Raw genomic sequence first — 20,931 nt, forward strand, 5'->3', positions numbered from 1 at the left:
TTTATGAGCGATAATGACGGCAAAAAGACATTGGGTCTTCGTGGCGGGGCACGCCCCGGAAATGTGAAACAGAGTTTCAGCCACGGACGCACCAAGAATGTCGTGGTGGAAACCAAACGCAAACGCGTGGTGGTCCCCAAGCCGGGTGCCGGGAAGCCGAGTGGCGGAGCAACGCCCTCGGGTGATCCGTCGCGCCGTCCTGCCGGGATCTCCGACGCGGAAATGGCCCGCCGGATGAAGGCATTGCAGGCCGCCAAAGCGCGCGAGGTCGAAGAGGCCGCCGCCCGCGAGGCAGCTGAAAAAGCGCGTGAAGAAGAACGCGCCCGTCGCCGTGCGGAACAAGAGGCCAAGGAACGCGAACAGCGTGAGGCCGAAGAGAAAGCCCGCGCCAAGGCCGAAGAAGAAGAGCGTAAGCGCCAAGAGGCGGAAGAAGCTGCCAAACGCGCTGCTGCCGCCCCGGCCCCGGAAGAGCCCAAAGCGGCCCGTAGCCCGGCCAGCAAGCCTGCACCTGCGGCTGCTCCGCGCAAACAGGATCGTGAGCGTGAACAGCGCGGTCGTGGCAAAGGCCGCGACGACAACCGCCGCTCAGGCAAGCTGACACTGGGTCAGGCCACCGGTGGCGAAGGCAACCGCCAACGCTCGATGGCAGCGATGAAGCGCAAGCAAGAGCGTGCGCGTCAGAAAGCCATGGGCGGTTCGGTCGAACGCGAAAAGGTAATTCGTGACGTGCAGCTGCCCGAGGCCATCATGGTCTCTGAACTGGCTAACCGTATGGCCGAGCGTGTGGCTGATGTCGTCAAATCGCTGATGCAGATGGGCATGATGGTTACTCAGAACCAGACCATCGACGCTGACACTGCGGAACTGATCATCGAAGAGTTTGGCCACAAGGTCACTCGTGTCTCCGATTCGGACGTTGAAGACGTCATCAAAGAGGTCGAAGACAGCGAAGACGATCTGCAACCGCGTCCGCCGGTCATCACCATCATGGGTCACGTTGACCACGGTAAAACCTCGCTGCTGGATGCGATCCGCGACGCGCGTGTTGTGGCAGGTGAGGCTGGTGGCATCACCCAGCATATCGGTGCGTATCAGGTAAAAACCGATGGCGGCACCACGCTGACCTTCCTGGATACACCGGGCCACGCGGCGTTTACGTCGATGCGGTCGCGCGGTGCTCAGGTCACGGATATCGTGGTTCTGGTTGTTGCGGCTGACGATGCCGTGATGCCGCAGACCATCGAGGCGATCAACCACGCCAAAGCGGCCGGAGTGCCGATGATCGTGGCGATCAACAAGGTCGACAAGCCAGATGCGAACCCTGACAAGGTACGGACCGATCTGCTTCAGCATGAAGTGATCGTCGAGAAAATGTCGGGTGAGGTTCAGGACGTCGAAGTCTCTGCCATCACCGGTCAGGGTTTGGATGAACTGCTGGAAGCCATCGCGCTGCAGGCCGAAATTCTGGAGCTGAAAGCCAACCCCGACCGCGCCGCCCAAGGTGCCGTGATCGAGGCGCAGCTGGATGTGGGCCGCGGCCCCGTGGCCACCGTTCTGGTTCAGACCGGCACGCTGCGTCAGGGCGATATCTTCGTTGTGGGTGAGCAATACGGTAAGGTCCGTGCGCTGATCAATGACAAGGGCGACCGCGTCAAAGAAGCGGGTCCGTCGGTTCCGGTCGAGGTTCTGGGTCTCAACGGTACGCCCGAAGCGGGCGACGTTCTGAACGTGACCGAGACCGAAGCGCAGGCCCGTGAGATTGCTGCCTATCGTGAGCAAGCCGCCAAGGACAAACGCGCCGCCGCTGGTGCCGCGACCACCCTTGAGCAGCTGATGCAGAAGGCCAAGGAAGACGAAAACGTCACCGAGCTGCCGATTCTGATGAAGGCGGACGTACAAGGTTCGGCCGAAGCCATCGTTCAGGCGATGGAAAAGATCGGCAACGACGAAGTGCGCGTGCGCGTTCTGCACTCGGGCGTAGGTGCGATCACCGAGACGGATGTCGGTCTGGCCGAAGCCTCCGGCGCACCGATCTTCGGGTTCAACGTCCGTGCCAACGCATCGGCACGGAACACCGCGAACCAGAAGGGTGTCGAGATCCGCTATTATTCGGTGATCTATGACCTCGTGGATGATGTGAAAGCGGCCGCATCCGGCCTGCTAAGCGCCGAGATCCGCGAGAAGTTCATCGGTTACGCCGAGATCCGCGAAGTCTTCAAGGTCACTGGCGTCGGCAAGGTCGCTGGCTGTCTGGTCACCGAAGGCGTTGCCCGCCGCTCCGCAGGTGTCCGTCTGCTGCGCGACAACGTGGTGATCCACGAAGGTACGCTGAAGACGCTGAAGCGCTTCAAGGACGAAGTGGCCGAGGTTCAGTCGGGTCAGGAATGCGGTATGGCGTTCGAGAACTACGACGATATCCGTGCAGGCGACGTGATCGAAATCTTCGAGCGCGAAGAAGTCACCCGCACGCTGGACTGATCCGGTTCTACAAGTAGGTTTGAAAACAGCGGCTCGACTTGGGCCGCTGTTTTTTTGGGCACATCGCGATCTACGTCTATTTTTTGGTTCAACGTGTTCCTTGTTACATTCAAGCTCTGCAGGAGGCTGTAACAAGTTCGTATATGGACTTTCGAGGCCCGGTCTTGATTTACTGTTGGTCGGGATTGAACGGACCCGCAGTACTTAAGGACTAAACGCAGAGACCTGCTTCTCTCGTTCGACAGGATTTGGAGATAGATTTGACGCGTATTTTTACAGCACTCTGCTTTGTCATCACCCTGATCGCCGGACCCGCATCGGCGCATGAACGGTTCGCCCTCGTGATCGGGAATGCTGGGTACACAAGTGTCCCCGCCCTCGACAACCCTGTGAACGACGCGCGCTTGATGAGCGAAGAACTGCGCGGCGCGGGCTTTGCGGTCACGACACTGACAGATGCAAGTCGCGCAGAGATGGAGCAGGAGGTCGAGGCTTTTGCCAGTACCGTACGTGCGGCGGGGTCCGAGGCTTTGGCGGTGTTCTATTTTGCCGGGCATGGTGTGCGCAGTGATGAGTTCAACTACCTGCTTCCGCTGGGCGTAAACATTCAGTCCGAGGCCGATATTGCAGATCAGGCGGTGCCGGCCGAATGGGTTCTGGATCGCATTCACACACCTCAGGCCGTGAGTGTTATGATTCTGGACGCGTGCCGCGACAATCCTTTTGGTGGTGAAACGGACGGTGCACTGGATGTCGGCGACGGGCTTGCGCGTATGACAGCCCGCACGAACAACCTGATCGCCTATGCCACCGGACCCGGCGACGTCGCACTGGACGGGACCGGAGCCAACAGCCCCTACACAGCAGCCATTGCGCGCGCCGTCGGGACCCGAGGTTTAACTCTTGAGCAGATGTTTGATCAGGTGCGCACGGAAGTGATTGGCGAAACGGACGGAGTGCAATCCCCTTGGGCCCGGTCATCCCTGAACATACGGATTGGCATCAAGGACCCGAGTTTGAATTAACTGGGGCCAGCCCCGCGCGTCGGGAAGACTAGGACGTTCCAGACTGCTTTGAAGCTGTGAACGTTGCTGGATGCATGATGATATCGAAATGTTGCATCCCTTTTTTCAGATCGAAGCTGACAGAATGTCCGGCCTTGCGCAGGTGCTCGGCGTAGTCGCGGCTTTGACGGATGAATTCCGGTGTGTCCCTCTCAGCCACGGTCACGTGGTAGCGCGGTCCGGGGCGGGGCACGTGACGGATGGGGGACAGGTCGTTGACCTCAACCGGGGTCAGTTGCAGCGGATCGTTGACCGAGGTCAGGCTGATCGGCTCCAGATCGTAAACCCCGCTGATCAAGATCACATCGCGCACCCGCAACCCGGCGCGGGCCAGAGCGTTTGCAGATTGCGCCATAACCATGCTGGCCAATTGCGCCCCGGCGCTGTGCCCTGACAAGGTTATTCTGCTGGGATCAAACCCCAGCGACTCAGCCTGCGTCGCCAACCAGAGCAGTGCATCACGGCACTCGTCGATCATGTCCGCGATGCGGGCATCAGGGGCCAGAGTATAGTTCAATGTTGCGAAAGCCTGACCCGCTTCAATCAGCGCCGGTGCCATCATGGCGGACTCGCGCTGGCTAAGGGCCTGCCAATAGCCGCCATGGATAAACACATGCAGCGGCGCGCCTGCCTCGGCCGCCGGGAAATAATCCAGAACCTGCGCGGGGCCTGCACCATAGGAAAGATTTTCCTGAACCGTCAGACTGGCCCTCGCCTGCGCACTGAGGGCGCTATAGCTGGCAATATAAGGCGTCAGGTCACCACCGATCATTGATCTCGGCGAATATTCCTGTTCCAGTTCAGCTTGTGAAAACCCGCGATACAGCATCAGTCCCCCGCATAGATCAGTTGTGTGCGCATATCATACAAATCGTGGAAGAAGCGCAATTCCAATGCTTTGCGTAAGAAGCCGACGCCGCTGGAGCCTCCTGTTCCCGGCTGCATCCCGATGACACGTTCAACGGCGGTCGCATGATCGAACCGCCACCGTTGGAACAGGCATTCCACATCCATCAGCTTCTCTGCCAGCGCATAAAGCTCCCAGTTTTTTTCGGTCTCGCGAAAGACCTGAACCCAGATTTTGACCACCCGAGGATCACCGGAGTAGGGCTGCGCATAGTCCCTCTCCAGCAGGTCCTGCGGCACGTCGAAGCCCTGACGGGCCAGCATGTGCAGCACCTCGTCATAGAGCGACGGCTTGGTAAGTGCTGCGTTCAGCATCTCCATGACTTCGGGATCATGGGCGTGGACCTTCAGGGTCGAGGGGTCCTTGTTGCCCAGAATGAACTCGATCTGGCGGTAGCCATAGCTTTGGAACCCGGAGGAACTGCCAAGAGCCTGCCGAAAGGTCATGTAGTCGGCGGGCGTCATGGTCAGCAGGGTTTCCCAAGCCGCAATCAACTGATGCTGGATGGCTTTGATGCGGTCGAGGTTTTTCATCGCCGGGCCAAACGCGTCCTGCTGCAGGAAGCGGCGCACCTCGACGAGTTGATGGTGCATCAGTTTCAGCCACAGCTCGCTGACCTGATGGATGATGATGAACAACATCTCATCGGGCTGGGCGGGGTCTTGAAATGTCTTCTGCAGGTTCAGCAGCGTCTTGAGTTGCAGAAAATCGCCATAGCTTTTGCGATGGGTCTCGGTGAAATCGGTGACCAGAGAGTCTTCGATCCCGCGTTCCAGATACCTGTCAGTGTCGCTCATTTGCTCCTCCAAACGCCTGAGGTTCCCCGATGTGTAAGGGGTCAGCCCGCGCAGCGCCAGAGGGTCAGGTCCAGTCGAGAACCACCTTGCCGGATTGACCAGATTTCATGGCGGCAAACCCTTCGGCAAAATCGTCGACCTTCATCTGGTGGGTGATCACACGGCTGACATCCAGACCGTTTTGCAGCATGGCGATCATCTTGTACCAGGTCTCGAACATCTCACGCCCGTAGACGCCCTTGATGGTGATGGCCTTGAACACGATGCGGGACCAATCGACAGGAGATTTTCCTGGCGGAATACCCAGCAGAGCGATCTTTCCGCCCATAACCAATGCCTCGACCATTTGATCCAGCGCGACTTGCGAGCCGGACATTTCCAGCCCCACATCGAAACCTTCCTTCAATCCCAGCTCAGCGATGACATCTTGCAGGTCCTCTTTGGAGACATCGACTGCGCGGACCGTTGGCACAACGTGTTCGGCCAGTTTCAGGCGGTCGGGGTTGATGTCGGTGATGACCACATTGCGGGCGCCTGCGTGGCGGGCGACGGCTGCGGACATGATGCCAATCGGCCCAGCGCCCGTGATCAGCACATCCTCTCCCAGCAGATCAAAGCTGAGGGCGGTGTGAACGGCGTTTCCAAGAGGGTCGAGGATAGCCCCGATTTCGTCTGGCACGTCGTCGGGTAGGGGGACGACGTTAAAGGCAGGCAGTTTCAGAAATTGCGCAAACGCGCCTTGTTCGTTGACGCCTATGCCGCGCGTGCCGGGGTCAAGGTGGAACTTGCCCGCGCGGCTCTGACGGCTGTCTGTTCCGATCAGGTGCCCCTCGCCCGAGCAGCGCTGCCCGATCTCAAGCCCGGTTACGTTTCGGCCGACCTCAACGATCTCACCCGCGAACTCATGGCCGGTGATCATTGGAACGGGCACGGTGGCGGCCGCCCAGTCGTCCCAGTTCCAGATGTGAATGTCAGTCCCGCAGATGCCGGTCTTGTTGATCCGGATCAGCACCTCATCCGAGCCGATCTCGGGCACCGGAGCCTGTACCATCCACAGGCCTTCCTTGGGTTCGGATTTTTCCAGTGCTTTCATCGTATTGGGACGCATTGCACTACTCCCATAAATCGGTGGACAGGTATTTCAGGCCACTGTCGCAAATGACGATCGCGACGCAGCCGCCACGCTCCGGGCCGCGCAGCAGATCGATCGCTGCGGCAAGGTTCGCGCCGGCTGAGTATCCGGCAAAGATCCCTTCGCTGCGTGCGAGCAACCGGGCGCAATCTCGGGCCGCGCTGCCTGACACCGAAAGGTGCCCCGCGAGGGGGACGCCGTTCACATGGGTCAGGTCAGCCATGGCATAGCCGCCGCCCTGTATCGGATGGTCGGGCGTGTCGACGACTTCACCAGCCAAGGCCCGTGCGCCCTCGGGTTCGATGGCGTAACACCGCACGCCATGCGGCGCGAAGAATGCAGCTGCTCCGGCCAAGGTGCCGCCTGAACCGGCGAAATCACAGAAGGCCGTGACCGCACCGCCAGACTGCTCCCAGATTTCCGGCCCGGTCCCTGTTGAATGCGCTATTGGGTTACCCGAATGACCGAACTGATCCGCGCGAAACGCGCCGCGTTCTGCTGTGACTTTCTGCGCCGCCTCATCCACCAGCGCCAGATCAGCGCCCGAAACCTCACCCGGTTTGCTGCCCTCGGCCTGCGGCACGATGATCACCTCTGCCCCCAGCGCCCGCATCATACGCGCGCGCTCGACCGAGTTTCCGGCGCTCATCACGGCGACAAACGGATGGCCCATGATTCCGCAGACAATCGCCAGACCGGTTCCCATATTGCCCGAGGTCAGCTCGACAACAGTTTGCCCTGGCGCAAGCGTTCCATCGGCGCAGGCCATTTCGATGATGGATTTTGCCGCGCGGTCCTTTTTCGAGAATCCGGGCAACAGATAGTCCAGCTTGGCCAGAATGCGACCGTCCAGCTGAAGCTGCTGGCAGATGCGCGACAGGTCCACCAAAGGGGTATTGCCGATGGCGTCGATGACAGAGGCAAAGGTCATTTGATGACTCCAAGCTCTTTGCCGACTTTCTCAAATGCGGCAAGCGCCTGGTCAAGCTCCTGCCTTGTCAGTGCGGCGTTCATCTGGGTTCTGATCCGGGCCTGCCCGCGCGGGACCACGGGAAAGAAAAAGCCTGAGACATAGACGCCTTCGTCAAACAACCGGGCCGCCATATCCTGCGCCAAAGTCGCGTCTCCCAGCATGACCGGAATGATCGGGTGTTCACCCGGCAAAAGGTCAAAACCCAGCTTCTCCAGCCCCGCCCGCCAGTATTTGGCGTTGCCGAACAGCTGCGCGCGCAGCATGTCGCCTTGCTGCACCAGACGGATCGCCTCAATCCCGGCGGCGACAATGGAGGGCGGCAGCGAGTTCGAGAACAGATAGGGCCGCGCCCGCTGCCGCAGCAGGTCGATCACTGGCTGCGGCCCGGCGATATAACCGCCGATTGCCCCTCCAAGTGCTTTGCCCAAGGTTCCCGTCAGGATGTCGACATCGACACCGAAATGATCCGGCGTGCCCGCGCCGTTCGGTCCCATAAATCCGGTGGCGTGGCAATCATCGACCATGACGATGGCGTCGTATTTATCGGCCAGCTCACGGATTTTCGGCAGATTGGCCAGATAGCCATCCATTGAAAACACGCCATCAGTCGCGATCATGATATGCCGCGCACCGTCCTCACGCGCCTGCTTCAGCCAGGCCTCAAGATCGTTCATGTCGTTGTTCAGATAGCGATAGCGCTTGGCCTTGCACAACCGCACCCCGTCAATGATCGAGGCATGGTTCAGACTGTCCGAGATGATTGCGTCCTCTGGGCCGAGAAGGGGTTCGAATAGCCCTCCGTTTGCGTCGAAACAAGCGGCGAACAGGATCGAATCATCCTTGTTCAGGAACTCGGCCAGTTTATGTTCCAACTCGCGGTGAGTGTCCTGCGTTCCGCAGATAAACCGGACCGAGGCCATGCCGAACCCTTTGGGGCCCATTGCATCTGTGGCGGCGTCGATCAGCGCGGGATGGTCGGCAAGACCCAGGTAGTTGTTGGCGCACAGGTTGATGACCTGCTTGTCGCCCACCGTGATCTCACCGCCCTGAGGAGACGTAATCATGCGTTCGCGTTTATACAGACCTTCGGATTCGATCTGCGCGAGGGTGTCCGTGATATGGGACAGGAATGCATCTGCCATGGCGACCTCCGTTCATCTGAGTCGGGTGTCTAACATAACGGATGCAATTCCCAAATAGGAGAATTACACTATACGGGAAAAATTTCCGTGAAGGCGGAAAATATATCGTATTTCGTTTGATTTGAAACGAAATACGCTGCTTCTCCCTGCGGTCGAACGCGCATTTCGATGGACTTGCCTCGGGTAAAACGCAAAACGATTTAGGCGTTCTTGACTATCAAAAAAACCCGCGCGGGGCCTATTGAGGCAATGGAATGGGTCACATCAGCCGCATAGCGGGCGGTGTCGCCCTGTTGCATCTCAGATATCGCAGTGCCCGAGGTTACGCGCACCGCGCCCTCCAGAACCGTCAACTGTTCGCGTGTGCCGCGGGCATGCGGCTGGCTGTTCAGTGTCCCGTCGTGGTCAAAGCGGATGTCGTAGACCTCATGCCCTCCGGCCTCTTCCGGGGGCGACAGGATACGGATCCGACAGTTTGTGCCCATGTTGTCGATGCTGGGCACCTCGGCCTGGCGCAGAACTTCGATCTGATCTGAGGTCTTGGTCTCTTCCAGCAGCCCTGCGAAATCCACCTGCAAGGCCCGCGTCAGGTTCCACAGGGTTGAGATTGTCGGGCTGCTTTCGCCCCGTTCGATCTGACTGACCATTGATCGAGATACGCCGCTGAGATTGGCAACAGCTTCCAGCGACAGGCCCTTGGCGCGACGCGCCTCTTTCAGGCGGGCGGGCAGAAGGGTCAGGATATCGTCCGTGTTTTCCGTCATGACGGAATCTGATGCGCTTTTCCCGATGGGTTGTCAATTCTGCTTGTGACGGTACGTCGTATAGGACAACGCGCCAACTGGGCGTAATAGTGCCACCAAATCCAAGAGGAGAAGAGACATGAAAGATATCGTCATTCTGGATGGGGCCCGTACGGCTGTTGGAACGTTTGGGGGTGCTCTGGCCTCGACCGCACCGATTGACCTGGCGACCGTTGTGACCGAAGCCGCGATGGAGAAATCGGGCGTCGAAGGCGGCCAGATTGGCAATGTTGTCTTTGGCCATGTGATAAACACCGAACCGCGCGACATGTATCTGTCGCGTGCGGCGGCCAAACAGGCAGGTATCCCGGTCGAAACCCCCGCGATGAACGTGAACCGTCTGTGTGGATCGGGGGCGCAGGCAATTGTGTCGGCGGTACAGTCGCTGATGTTGGGCGATGCCGACTTTGCTGTGGCTGGTGGGGCTGAGAGCATGTCGCGCAGCCCCTACATCCTGCAGCAGGCGCGCTGGGGTGCCAAGATGGGCGATATCAAATCGCTGGACATGATGTTGGGTGCGCTGAACTGCCCCTTTGGTACCGGACATATGGGTGTGACAGCTGAGAACGTCGCTGATGAACATCAAGTCACACGCGAGCAGATGGATGAGTTTGCTATAACCAGCCAGACCCGTGCCGCAGCGGCCATTGAGGCAGGATTTTTCCAGAGCCAGATCGCGCCGGTTCAGGTCAAGGTTAAGCGCGACATGGTTGATTTCATGGTCGACGAGCATCCCAAGGCGACCTCGATTGAGGCGCTGGCGGGTCTGCGTCCGGCGTTCAAGAAGGATGGCCGGGTGACGGCGGGCAACGCCTCTGGCATCAATGATGGCGCGGCAGCGATGGTTCTGGCCACGGCAGGCGCGGCAGAGAAGGCTGGTCTGAAGCCGAAAGCGCGTATTCTGGGTTACGGCCACGCCGGTGTCCGCCCCGAGGTGATGGGCATTGGTCCGGTGCCTGCGGTTCAGAACCTGCTGGCCAAGACCGGCCTGACGGTGGAAGACTTCGACGTGATCGAAAGCAACGAAGCCTTTGCTTCGCAGGCTCTGGCCGTGAATAAAGAGCTGGGTCTAGATGCCGCCAAGGTAAACCCGAACGGTGGTGCGATTGCGTTGGGTCACCCGGTGGGTGCGACTGGTGCGATCATCACGCTGAAGGCTTTGTATGAGTTAGAGCGGACTGGAGGTTCCAAAGGTCTGATCACCATGTGTATCGGCGGTGGTCAGGGTATTGCGATTGCCATAGAGCGGCTCTGACCTCGAGTTGGGCAGGGGGCTGTCTGCCCCCCATCGCGCCTTAAGCGCAATTCCCCCCGAGGATATTTTCAGCCAGATGAAGCAGGCGGCTGGCGCCTAGCTGAGCGCTGTTAGCAACAGGACCAAAGCAGCGCCTGCCACGGCTCCGAGCGTGGCGGGAAGGGCTTTGGACCACAGGCGGGAGTTGGACTGATCGTCTTTCTGGGTTTGTGCGATCAGAGCGTCTTCCACCAGCGCAGGCAGACGTGGGCCGAACCGTGCCAGAACCAGCGCGGTTTTGCCAAAGTCGCGGAGCGCCGCGCGCGGGCCGATGGATTTCTTAATGTAATCCTCGACGACCGGGCGCGCGACCTCCCATATATTGATATGCGGATCGAGTGAGCGGGCGACGCCTTCAACCACAACCATGGTCCGCTGAAGCAGGATCAGCTCGGTTCGGGTTTCCATGCCAAAGCGTTCGGTGACTTCGAACAGGTAGTTCAGCAGGCGGCCCATCGAGATATGGGTGGCGTCCATGCCGAAGATGGGCTCGCCCACAGCGCGCAGGGCGCGGGCGAATTCGTCGACGTCTTGATTGGCTGGGACATATCCGGCCTCGAAATGAACCTCGGCCACGCGTTTGTAGTCGCGACGGATGAAGCCGAACAGGATCTCGGCATAAACCCGGCGGGTGTATTCGTCGATATGGCCCATGATGCCGTAGTCATAGGCGATGATATCGCTATTGGCGGCGACCTTCAGGTTGCCCTGGTGCATGTCAGCGTGGAAGTAGCCATCGCGCAGGGCGTGCAACAGGAACAGGCGTAGGACACGCTCGCCCAGATCGCGGCGGTTATGGCCCGCGGCGTCCAGAGCGTCGTTGTCGCCAAGCGGGATGCCATCCGCCCAGCTGAGTGTCATCACCCGGCGCGCGGACAGGGACCACACAACCGGAGGCAACCAGAACCCGGCATCATCCTTGGTGTTGGCGGCGTATTCTGAGGCTGCTGAGCTTTCCAGACGCAGATCCAGCTCACCCCGAACCACGCCATCGAAGTGTTCGATCACTTCCATTGGACGGAGGCGGCGCGCGCCAGGCGCGCAAAGTTGTACCATGCGTGCGGCGAAATAGAACGCGTCAACATCCTTGCGGAAAGCGCGCTCGATTCCCGGACGCAGGACTTTGACGGCGACGTCTTCGCCTGTGGTCGCCAGCTTGGCCTTGTGAACCTGAGCGATCGAGGCTGCAGCGATCGGTTCGCTGAACTCGCTGAACATGTCCGAGATCGGCTGGCCCAGCTCCTTCTCGACCTCAGCCATGGCCTCGGCCTTCGGGAATGGGGGCAGCTTGTCCTGCAATACGCGCAGTTGCTCGGCCAGTTCGTTGCCAACCACGTCGGGTCGGGTCGACAGGACCTGTCCGAATTTGATATACGCCGGACCCAGCGCCGTCAGGGCGCGTGTGGCAGGGGGCATCTCGGGGTCGCCCTTGTACCCAAGCCATTGAAACGGTTTGCCGAGCGCGTGGGCGACAAAGCGGACCGCGCGGGGGGCTTCGAACGCGTCCAGCACGACATTCATCGCGCCTGTGCGCTCTAGCGTGGCGCCTGTGCGGATCAGGCGCATGATGTTGTGAGGGCCGCGCATTTAGATCTTCCAGCCGGAATGCAGCGCGGCGATTCCCATGCTCAGGTTGCGGTATTTGGCGTTCTCAAAACCGGCAGTGCGAACCATGCCCAGGAATGTCTCCTGATCGGGGAACTTGCGGATCGATTCCACGAGGTACTGGTAGCTGTCGTAGTCATTGGCGATCAGCTTGCCCATGCGTGGGATGACGTTGAAGCTGTAGAGGTCATAGAGTTTTTGCAGCCCGTCATTTGGCAATTGGCTGAATTCCAGCACTATCAGGCGGCCGCCGGGTTTCAACACGCGGTAGGCCTCGTTCAGCGCCCTTTGCGGGCGGGTGACGTTCCGAATGCCGAAGGAGATCGTATAGACGTCGAAGGTGTTGTCCTCGAACGGCAGGGACATCGCATCGCCGACGACCCAGTTCAGGCTGTCCGACATCTGGTCGGCCTCAGCCCGTTGGCGGCCCTCGACCAGCATCGGCTCGGTCAGGTCCAGAACGGTGGCGTGGCCATAGCCCGCGCGTTTGAGAAAGCGGAACGAGATGTCTCCGGTGCCGCCGGCGACGTCCAGCAGGCGCTGACCGGGGCGCGGGGCAAGCCAGTCCATCATCGCGTCTTTCCAAACCCGATGGATGCCCATCGACATGACATCATTCATCACGTCGTATTTCGAGGCCACCGAATTGAAAACGCCCTGTACGCGCCCGGCCTTGTCAGCCTCGCGGACGGTTTCGAACCCGAAATGAGTGGTCTTGTCGCTGTTGTCGGACATTTGCCTTGCCGTTTGTCGAATTTCGCCTCTGTTATAGGGCCATCAGAGGCGGGCACAATGCGGCCCTTTGGAATAGGAGCCATCTAATGCCCGAATTGCCCGAGGTCGAGACAGTAAGACGCGGCCTGACCCCTGCGATGGAGGGGGTGGTAATCGAGCGTGCAGATGTGAACCGCCCCGATCTGCGTTGGCCCTTCCCGGAGCGTATGGCCGAGAGACTGACGGGACAGCGGGTGGATCGGCTAAGGCGACGTTCCAAATACATTCTGGCGGATCTCAGCAGTGGCGAGACGTTGTTGATTCACTTGGGCATGTCGGGGCGTATGACGGTATCAGGTGACCCGCTGGGGCAGTTCGTCCATGACCATCCAATGCCCGAAAAGCATGACCATGTCGTGTTCCACATGGCCAATGGGGCCCGCGTGACGTTCAACGATCCCCGCCGGTTCGGAGCTATGGATTTGCTGCCAACCGCAACCGCAGAAGACCACAAACTGCTGTCTGTTCTGGGGCCAGAGCCATTGGGCAATGATTTTCACGAACAGCACCTGATTGACGCGTTCAAGGGCAAGAACACGCCGGTCAAATCGGCACTTCTGGATCAGGGAATCGTTGCCGGGTTGGGGAATATTTACGTTTGCGAGGCGCTTTATCGCGGCAAGGTGTCGCCACGTCGCAAGGCCGGACAGATTTCTGCGGCGCGTGTCGCAGCCCTTGTGCCGATCATCCGGCAGGTGTTGCAGGACGCGATCGAGGCAGGGGGGTCATCCCTGAAAGATTTCCGTCAAGCCGATGGAGAACTTGGATATTTTCAGCACAGCTTTGATGTCTATGGCCGCGAAGGAGAACCCTGCCGAACCCAGGGCTGCGGTGCTGAAATCAAGAGAATCACCCAGTCCGGTCGCTCATCCTTCTATTGTGCGCAATGCCAAAGATAGCTTGATCCAGCGAAATCGCGTGTTAAGGAATCGTACCTGAACGGAACAACCGGAAGCTTATACCTCATGGCTTTTGAGACGATCATCGTCGAAATCGAAGACCACGTCGCCCTTATCAAACTCGACCGACCAGATGCGATGAACGCGCTGAACACCCAATTGGTGGGTGAGCTGTGCAACGCGCTGGAAGAGGCGGATCAAAACGACAAGGTGCGCTGCATCGTGCTGACCGGCTCGGACAAGGCGTTTGCCGCAGGTGCGGACATCAAGGAAATGTCCGAGATGAGCTTTGTCGATGTGTTCAGCACCGACCTGTTTGCCTCGGTCAACGAGCGTGTCTCGGCCATTCGCAAACCCATAATCGCGGCGGTTGCGGGCTACGCGCTGGGCGGCGGCTGCGAATTGGCCATGATATGCGATTTCATAATCGCCGCAGACACCGCCAAGTTCGGCCAGCCCGAGATCAATCTGGGCGTTATAGCCGGTATCGGCGGCACCCAGCGCCTGACCCGCTTTGTCGGCAAGTCCAAGGCGATGGACATGAACCTGACCGGTCGCTTCATGGACGCCGAAGAAGCTGAGCGCGCAGGTCTTGTCAGCCGCGTGGTTCCTGCGAAGAAGCTGATCGAGGAAGCTGTGGGTGCAGCCCATAAGATTGCTGAGAAATCTTTGCTAACGGCTGCAGCGGCCAAAGAGGCCGTGAATCGCAGCTATGAGCTACCGCTGAGCGAAGGTCTTCTGTTCGAGCGTCGCGTCTTTCATTCGATGTTCGCGACCGAAGACCAGAAAGAGGGCATGGCGGCGTTTCTGGAAAAACGCGCCGCGCAATTCCGCGACAAGTAGCGTCGCGACAAAGAATTCCGGAAGGGCAGGCGGTGGCCTGCCTTTTTTGTTGGGCGTACGAGGCAAGAATCGGCTTGGCAAACCCGTAAAACTTGGGTAGAGAGCGCCGTCATACATGCGCGTGCGGCCCGCTTGGCCCGACTCACACTCGTGATTTCTGATCCGGTGCGGATAAATCCGTGGCGCGCAACCCTAGATAACCGTACCGAACAAAGGTCAGAGACACATGGCAAATTCGCCCCAGGCAAAGAAACGCGCCCGTCAGAACGAAAAGCGTTTCGCCGTAAACAAAGCACGCCGTTCGCGCATCCGCACCTACCTGCGCAAAGTTGAAGAAGCGATCGCTTCCGGCGACAAAGACGCTGCAACCGCAGCTCTGCGCGCAGCTCAGCCTGAACTGATGCGCGGCGTCACCAAAGGCGTTTTCCACAAGAACACCGCATCGCGTAAAATGTCGCGCCTGTCGGCACGCGTAAAAGCGCTGGGTTGATTCCCGCTAGGACGCGTCAAGCGTTTTCCTACGTAAAGGCGTCGCGCATTGCGGCGCCTTTCGTGTTTGTTGCCAGAAAGCCGCGACCTCACGAAGTCGAGAGATTCTTTCGCCCTGAACCCCGAGTCAATATCAGAGTTTCGTTGCTGCGACAGGCAACATCTTGCTACCACTGAGTCAGCGATTCACTCGCTTGGGGGGACAGGCTGTTCCGGACATTTGACTGACGGGCATCAGTCAGACATCAGGAACCAGCGTTCGAAAACCGGCCATGGCCGGTGAAACGATCTGCTCTGGGTCTCGGGTTTTCCGATGATCTCAGCCCTGTCAAACAATTGGGTTACGACGCGTGCCCCGGTTTTCCGGGATCCTGCTGCGGGATACGATTTGTGCATGCTGAGTGTTCATTTACCCGCCGGATGGGACAGTCCGGCGCAGGGTACCCTTGTGCGTGAACGTCAATGACCGGGAAACCGGCGACGATTGATAAGACCGACAGGTCAAAAAAAATGGGATGCGTGAGGCGCTTGATGACACAAGAGAAATGGGGACAACTGCGTAGCAAACTACTGAAGGCCGTTGGTAAGAACAACTTCACCACCTGGATTGAGCCTCTGGAATTTCAGGAGCTGCAGGATGGTGTAGCCGTGTTCTCGGTGCCGACCAACTTCATGGGGAATTACGTCAGCCAGAATTTTGCAGATTTGATTCTGTATGAACTGAATACCGCGGGTGAGACGGTCCAACGTCTTGCTTTCAAGGCAGCTGCCAATTCGACCACCCGACCGGCAGTTGTCACGGATGAACCCAAGCTGACAGAAGTTGCTGCACCGGTTGCGGAGTCCGCCAATGCGGCGCTTGAGGATCTGCAAGCCGCCCCCTTGGATGCGCGCTTTACCTTCGACAGCTTCGTTGTCGGCAAACCTAACGAACTGGCCCATGCCGCCGCGCGCCGCGTAGCCGAAGGTGGCCCGGTCACGTTCAACCCGCTGGTTCTCTATGGCGGTGTTGGGCTGGGTAAAACCCACCTGATGCACGCCATCGCATGGGAGCTGAAGACCAAAAGCCCCGAGCTGAACGTGCTTTATCTATCCGCGGAACAGTTCATGTATCGCTTTGTACAGGCTTTGCGCGAACGCCGGATGATGGATTTCAAACATTTGTTCCGCTCGGTCGATGTGCTGATGGTGGACGATGTGCAGTTCATCGCAGGTAAGGATTCGACCCAGGAAGAGTTCTTTCACACCTTCAACGCTCTGGTGGACCAGAACAAACAGATCATCATCTCGGCCGACCGCGCCCCGGGTGAGATCAAGGATCTGGAAGATCGCGTAAAATCGCGCCTGCAATGCGGTCTGGTCGTTGACTTGCATCCCACCGACTACGAATTGCGTCTGGGCATTCTGCAGAACAAGGTCCAGCAGCATATCGCTACCTATCCCGATCTGGTCATCGCCGATGGCGTGCTGGAGTTTCTGGCGCATCGCATCTCGACCAATGTGCGCGTTCTCGAAGGCGCTCTGACCCGTCTGTTTGCCTTTGCCTCGCTGGTGGGCCGTGAGATCGACATGGAGCTGACGCAGGACTGTCTGGCAGACGTGCTGCGCGCCTCAGAGCGCAAGATCACCGTTGAGGAAATCCAGCGCAAAGTGTCGGATTACTACAACATTCGCCTGTCCGACATTATCGGCCCCAAGCGCCTGCGGTCCTATGCTCGTCCGCGTCAGGTGGCCATGTATCTGTGCAAGCAACTAACCAGCCGCTCTCTACCAGAGATCGGCCGCCGTTTCGGAGGGCGCGACCACACAACCGTCATGCACGGGGTCAAGCGCATCGAAGAGCTGAAGACAACTGATGGTCAGATCGCAGAAGACGTGGAAATGCTGCGCCGCTCGCTAGAGGCCTGAACCGCACCCATTGTCGGCAAATGCCCCGCGCCAGTGCGTCCGGGGCATTTACTTGTGCGCTAATCTCCACGGTTGCGGAGGAATGGACGCGTTTCGCGCGCGTGCCTCTTGACCACCGGGGTATTCCCACCCAGAAATCGGTAAAAAATCCTTGTGCCTCAGGGCTGAGACGCTAACGTGCCAGTCCCGCCCATGTCGGCACGCAAGTCAGAGGAACAAAGGGTATGAAGATCAGCATCGAACGCGGCACCCTTCTCAAGGCCGTTTCCCAGGCCCAATCCGTTGTGGAACGTCGCAACACGATCCCGATCCTTGCCAATGTGCTGATCGAGGCCGAAGGCGACCAAGCCCTGTTCCGAGCCACCGATCTGGATATCGAGGTTGTCGACAAAGCGCCTGCGCAGGTCGAAAAGGCCGGTGCGACGACCGTGGCCGCCACGACCCTGCATGAAATTGTGCGCAAACTACCGGATGGCGCGCTGGTCACCCTGACAGCCGACAGCGCCGCTGGCCGTCTGACGGTTGAGGCGGGACGTTCGAACTTTTCTTTGGCGACCTTGCCGAAAGAGGATTTCCCGGTCATGGCGTCCTCGGAATATCAGTCGAATTTCACCGCGTCGGCGGCGTTGTTACGTCGCTTGTTCGACAAATCGAAATTCGCCATCTCGACCGAAGAGACGCGGTACTATCTGAACGGTGTCTACATGCATGTCGCGGACGGGTCCGAAGGCGGCAAGGTTCTGCGCTGCGTGGCCACCGATGGTCACCGTCTGGCGCGGATTGATGCGGACCTGCCGGATGGTGCTGCGGACATGCCCGGTGTGATCGTGCCGCGTAAAACAGTGGGTGAGCTGCGCAAGCTGCTGGACGATGACGAGATGGATATCGCAGTTTCTGTCAGCGAAACCAAGGTGCGCTTTGCCACGCCGGATATCACGCTGACCTCAAAAGTCATTGACGGTACTTTCCCCGACTACACGCGCGTTATTCCGCAGGGCAATACGCGCCAACTGGAAGTGGATGCTGCCGAGTTCGCGCAAGCCGTGGATCGGGTTGCAACGGTTTCGTCAGAGCGTTCGCGCGCTGTTAAGCTGCAACTGGATGCGGATAAGCTGGTGCTGTCGGTCAATGCCCCGGATAGCGGCGCGGCTGAGGAAGAGTTGGCCGTTGCTTATGGCGATGAACGTCTCGAGATTGGGTTCAACGCGAAATACCTGCTCGAGATTGCATCGCAGGTGGATCGTGAGAATGCGGTATTCCTGTTTAACTCGGCCGGTGACCCGACTTTGATGCGCGAAGGCAACGATCTGAGCGCGGTTTACGTCGTCATGCCGATGCGCGTCTGATCGCGCTGGCGCGCGATGCCTCCGGCGGAGGTATTTTTGAACAGAAGAAGGGAGGGGTCATGGGATTGGCCCTGACCGAGCTTACGGTCTCGCATTTTCGGTCTCACAAACTGGCTCGTTTGTCTTTGGATGGGCGCCCGGTTGCGATCCATGGGCCGAACGGGGCCGGGAAGACCAATATCCTTGAAGCTGTTTCGCTGTTCTCGCCCGGTCGCGGGATGCGGCGGGCCAGTGCGGCGGAGATGACCCGTCGGCCTGAGGCTTTGGGCTGGAAACTGTCCGGCCTGCTGAGTGCGCAGGGCGGGCGGTATGAGATCGAGACATGGTCCGAAGGTGGCGCTGCGCGTCAAGTTCGGATTGATGGCAAGGCTGCCAGTCAGATTGATCTGGGCAAGCTCGCGCGCGTGGTGTGGTTGATCCCTTCGATGGATCGGCTGTGGATCGAAGGAGCCGAGGGGCGGCGGCGGTTTCTGGACCGCATCGCGCTGAGCTTTGATCCCGCGCATGCCGAGGCTTCGCTGACCTACGAAAAGGCTATGCGTGAGCGGAACCGGTTATTGAAAGATCAGGTCCGGGACGCCCATTGGTACACGGCTTTGGAAGGTCAGATGGCCGAGACAGGGTACCGGATACACGCGGCGCGTCTTGCCGCATTGGATCATTTACGTGCCTCGCAGGATCAGGCCGAAACAGCGTTTCCTTCGGCCGAGTTGGAGTTGGTTCAGACAGAAGGTGCGATGCCCGAGACAGCGGATGATCTGCGCGAGGCGCTGAGCGAAAGCCGTTTCCGCGATCTGGCGGCGGGGCGGACTCTGGTCGGACCGCATCGCTCGGACCTGTACGGGGTGTTCGCGGTCAAAGGGATTCCGGCCAAAGATTGTTCCACGGGTGAGCAGAAGGCGCTGCTGGTGTCTCTGATCCTGTCGAACGCACGGGCTCTGGCGGGAATGGTTGGCGCGCCGCCGATCGTGTTGCTGGATGAGGTGGCTGCGCATCTGGATGCCGGGCGACGCGCGGCGCTCTATGATGAGATCTGTGCGCTGGGCGCTCAGGCCTGGATGACAGGCACCGGGCCTGAGCTGTTTGCGGAATTGGGAGACCGGGCCCAAACGCTGGTTGTTACCGAAGGCGATGAGGGCTCGGTCGTGTCGGCTTAGGCCGGTTCGTTGACTTTACGTTCCCACAGGAAACCGCGCATGACCTGATCGACCGGAGTTTTGGCCATGTGGTTGACGTAGTTCGACATGGTTTTCTGCGCCAGACCCAGAATCACATCCAGAACGGCGCGGTGCGAGTAACCGGCGTCAAAGAACGCCTGCAGCTGTTCTTCGGTCGGGTTACCGCGGGTTTCCATCACTTGCAGGGTGAAAGTGCGCAGGGCCTCCAGCTTGGCAGTCGGCAGCGGGGTTTCGTTGCGCAGAGCCTCGGTGATCTCGTCTGAGACCTTCATCATTTTGGCGATGCCGGTATGGGCGGGGACACAGTAGTGGCATTCGTTTTCAACGTTGATGGTCTGCCAGACGACGGTTTTCTCATCATTGTCGAAATCGGTTTGCAGGAAGAGGCCGTGAAGAACCTGATAGGCCTCAAGATGCTGCGGGCTTTCCGCCATCACCTTGTGCAGACCGGGCAGGCGGCCAAAGGCGGCTTGCGATTTCTCTAGCAGCGGTTTGGACCCCTCAGGGGCGGATTCGAGGTCGTGAGACGGGAAGTTGGCCATGTCAAAACTCCTGATTTCTGGCGCGATGAGTCGTATTTAGGGTTTCTTGAGCGATCACTCAAGTATATATTTGAGCAAATGCTCAAAAATTGGTGATCCAATGCCCCGCAAACCCGCATATGACCGAGACGCTCTAATCGCGCAGGCGCGTGATATCTTCTGGCGTCACGGCTGGGCAGGGACGTCGCTGAAGGACCTTGAGCGCGAGTTGAAGCTGAAGCCGGGCAGTTTCTATGCGGCGTTTGGCTCGAAAGATGCCCTCTATGCGCTGGCGCTGGAGCGTTACGCGCAAGACGGGGTTGCCAGTATGCTGGCCTTGGCTGAGGAGCTGGGGCCGCTCGGGGCGCTCAAGGCGCAGCCCTATCGCGTGATTGCTGCCTCTGACCTGCCGACCAAAGCTTGTATGCTGGCCAAGACCTATGCCGAGTTGCAGGCAAAGGATCACGATCTGGCCGGTCAGGCAGGCGCGCATATGATCGCAATGAAATCCTGTTTTGCAGACCTGTTTCGCCGCGCCCAAAAGGCCGGAGAGTTAAGCCCTGATCACGATCCCGAACGCCTTGCTGCGCGCTATCAGTCGGACCTTCTGGGCCTGCGATTGACGGCCGAACGGGACGACGTCAACGCCGCCGAAATTGCAGCTGATATCGCGGCAGACCTCGATCGGCTTTGATCCGCAGATAAATCGGATTTCAACCACAAAATCTTGGGGGAGCGCGTGACATTCCCCACCAGAAAACGTATAAGTTACCAAAAT

The 20,931-nt window shown here is 59.2% G+C and carries 19 protein-coding genes; 10 read left to right on the plus strand and 9 right to left on the minus strand.

Features of this window, described 5'->3' with window-relative positions:
• Positions 1-3: 3 nt before the first annotated feature.
• Positions 4-2,478 (plus strand): translation initiation factor IF-2, encoded by a 2,475-nt coding sequence (infB, locus tag ACR0AI_RS08740; protein ID WP_480673227.1) that lies wholly within the window; start codon positions 4-6, stop codon positions 2,476-2,478.
• A gap of 260 nt (positions 2,479-2,738) precedes the next feature.
• Entirely contained in the window at positions 2,739-3,503 is a 765-nt protein-coding gene (locus ACR0AI_RS08745) for a caspase family protein (protein WP_480673229.1), read from the plus strand.
• Between the two features lie 28 nt (positions 3,504-3,531).
• On the opposite strand, the gene ACR0AI_RS08750 is transcribed toward ACR0AI_RS08745, so the two are convergent.
• The 6 genes from ACR0AI_RS08750 to ACR0AI_RS08775 all read right to left on the minus strand — a co-directional run bounded on the left by ACR0AI_RS08750 (position 3,532) and on the right by ACR0AI_RS08775 (position 9,257).
• Entirely contained in the window at positions 3,532-4,371 is an 840-nt protein-coding gene (locus ACR0AI_RS08750) for an alpha/beta hydrolase (RefSeq protein ID WP_480673231.1), read from the minus strand.
• Positions 4,371-5,246, minus strand: a complete 876-nt coding sequence (locus ACR0AI_RS08755) for a tryptophan 2,3-dioxygenase (protein WP_480673233.1) — start codon at positions 5,244-5,246, stop codon at positions 4,371-4,373. The genes ACR0AI_RS08750 and ACR0AI_RS08755 overlap by 1 nt, the downstream gene beginning before the upstream one ends.
• A 64-nt stretch (positions 5,247-5,310) precedes the next feature.
• Positions 5,311-6,339: an L-threonine 3-dehydrogenase gene (tdh, locus tag ACR0AI_RS08760; protein ID WP_480673361.1), complete on the minus strand. Its 1,029-nt coding sequence runs from the start codon at positions 6,337-6,339 to the stop codon at positions 5,311-5,313.
• A gap of 19 nt (positions 6,340-6,358) precedes the next feature.
• Positions 6,359-7,309, minus strand: coding sequence for a PLP-dependent cysteine synthase family protein (locus tag ACR0AI_RS08765; protein WP_480673235.1), 951 nt, complete (start codon positions 7,307-7,309; stop codon positions 6,359-6,361).
• Positions 7,306-8,493: a glycine C-acetyltransferase gene (locus ACR0AI_RS08770; protein WP_480673236.1), complete on the minus strand. Its 1,188-nt coding sequence runs from the start codon at positions 8,491-8,493 to the stop codon at positions 7,306-7,308. The genes ACR0AI_RS08765 and ACR0AI_RS08770 overlap by 4 nt, the downstream gene beginning before the upstream one ends.
• 200 nt (positions 8,494-8,693) lie before the next feature.
• Positions 8,694-9,257 (minus strand): XRE family transcriptional regulator, encoded by a 564-nt coding sequence (locus ACR0AI_RS08775; protein WP_170550269.1) that lies wholly within the window; start codon positions 9,255-9,257, stop codon positions 8,694-8,696.
• Between the two features lie 118 nt (positions 9,258-9,375).
• Here ACR0AI_RS08775 and ACR0AI_RS08780 point away from each other — a divergent pair, with 118 nt between their 5' ends.
• Positions 9,376-10,551, plus strand: coding sequence for an acetyl-CoA C-acyltransferase family protein (locus ACR0AI_RS08780; RefSeq protein WP_419741304.1), 1,176 nt, complete (start codon positions 9,376-9,378; stop codon positions 10,549-10,551).
• A 96-nt stretch (positions 10,552-10,647) separates the two neighbouring features.
• On the opposite strand, the gene ubiB is transcribed toward ACR0AI_RS08780, so the two are convergent.
• Together ubiB and ubiE are read right to left on the minus strand one after the other, a co-directional pair.
• Complete coding sequence (gene ubiB / locus ACR0AI_RS08785) at positions 10,648-12,177, minus strand: 2-polyprenylphenol 6-hydroxylase (protein WP_480673239.1); 1,530 nt, start codon at positions 12,175-12,177, stop codon at positions 10,648-10,650.
• Complete coding sequence (gene ubiE / locus ACR0AI_RS08790) at positions 12,178-12,930, minus strand: bifunctional demethylmenaquinone methyltransferase/2-methoxy-6-polyprenyl-1,4-benzoquinol methylase UbiE (protein WP_480673241.1); 753 nt, start codon at positions 12,928-12,930, stop codon at positions 12,178-12,180.
• A gap of 86 nt (positions 12,931-13,016) precedes the next feature.
• Between ubiE and mutM the strand changes: the two genes are divergently transcribed.
• The 6 genes from mutM (at position 13,017) to recF (ending at position 19,611) form a co-directional block, all read left to right on the plus strand.
• A complete protein-coding gene (gene mutM / locus ACR0AI_RS08795) occupies positions 13,017-13,868 on the plus strand; it encodes a bifunctional DNA-formamidopyrimidine glycosylase/DNA-(apurinic or apyrimidinic site) lyase (RefSeq protein ID WP_480673243.1) in 852 nt (283 codons plus the stop codon).
• A 66-nt stretch (positions 13,869-13,934) separates the two neighbouring features.
• A complete protein-coding gene (locus ACR0AI_RS08800; RefSeq protein ID WP_480673245.1) occupies positions 13,935-14,711 on the plus strand; it encodes an enoyl-CoA hydratase in 777 nt (258 codons plus the stop codon).
• A gap of 226 nt (positions 14,712-14,937) precedes the next feature.
• Complete coding sequence (gene rpsT, locus ACR0AI_RS08805) at positions 14,938-15,201, plus strand: 30S ribosomal protein S20 (RefSeq protein ID WP_142638226.1); 264 nt, start codon at positions 14,938-14,940, stop codon at positions 15,199-15,201.
• 530 nt (positions 15,202-15,731) lie between these two features.
• The gene (gene dnaA / locus ACR0AI_RS08810) at positions 15,732-17,108 is read left to right on the plus strand and encodes a chromosomal replication initiator protein DnaA (protein WP_480668738.1); all 1,377 of its coding nucleotides are present in this window, start codon (positions 15,732-15,734) and stop codon (positions 17,106-17,108) included.
• A gap of 224 nt (positions 17,109-17,332) precedes the next feature.
• The gene (dnaN, locus tag ACR0AI_RS08815) at positions 17,333-18,454 is read left to right on the plus strand and encodes a DNA polymerase III subunit beta (RefSeq protein WP_170351930.1); all 1,122 of its coding nucleotides are present in this window, start codon (positions 17,333-17,335) and stop codon (positions 18,452-18,454) included.
• 59 nt (positions 18,455-18,513) lie between these two features.
• The gene (gene recF / locus ACR0AI_RS08820; protein ID WP_480673248.1) at positions 18,514-19,611 is read left to right on the plus strand and encodes a DNA replication/repair protein RecF; all 1,098 of its coding nucleotides are present in this window, start codon (positions 18,514-18,516) and stop codon (positions 19,609-19,611) included.
• Here recF and ACR0AI_RS08825 read toward each other — a convergent pair.
• Positions 19,608-20,174, minus strand: coding sequence for a carboxymuconolactone decarboxylase family protein (locus ACR0AI_RS08825; protein ID WP_170471008.1), 567 nt, complete (start codon positions 20,172-20,174; stop codon positions 19,608-19,610). The two genes, recF and ACR0AI_RS08825, sit on opposite strands and share 4 nt — an antisense overlap.
• A gap of 100 nt (positions 20,175-20,274) precedes the next feature.
• Here ACR0AI_RS08825 and ACR0AI_RS08830 point away from each other — a divergent pair, with 100 nt between their 5' ends.
• Positions 20,275-20,847 (plus strand): TetR/AcrR family transcriptional regulator, encoded by a 573-nt coding sequence (locus ACR0AI_RS08830; RefSeq protein ID WP_480673250.1) that lies wholly within the window; start codon positions 20,275-20,277, stop codon positions 20,845-20,847.
• Positions 20,848-20,931: the final 84 nt, after the last annotated feature.

It is taken from the genome of Ruegeria sp. BG3 (genome assembly GCF_056538485.1).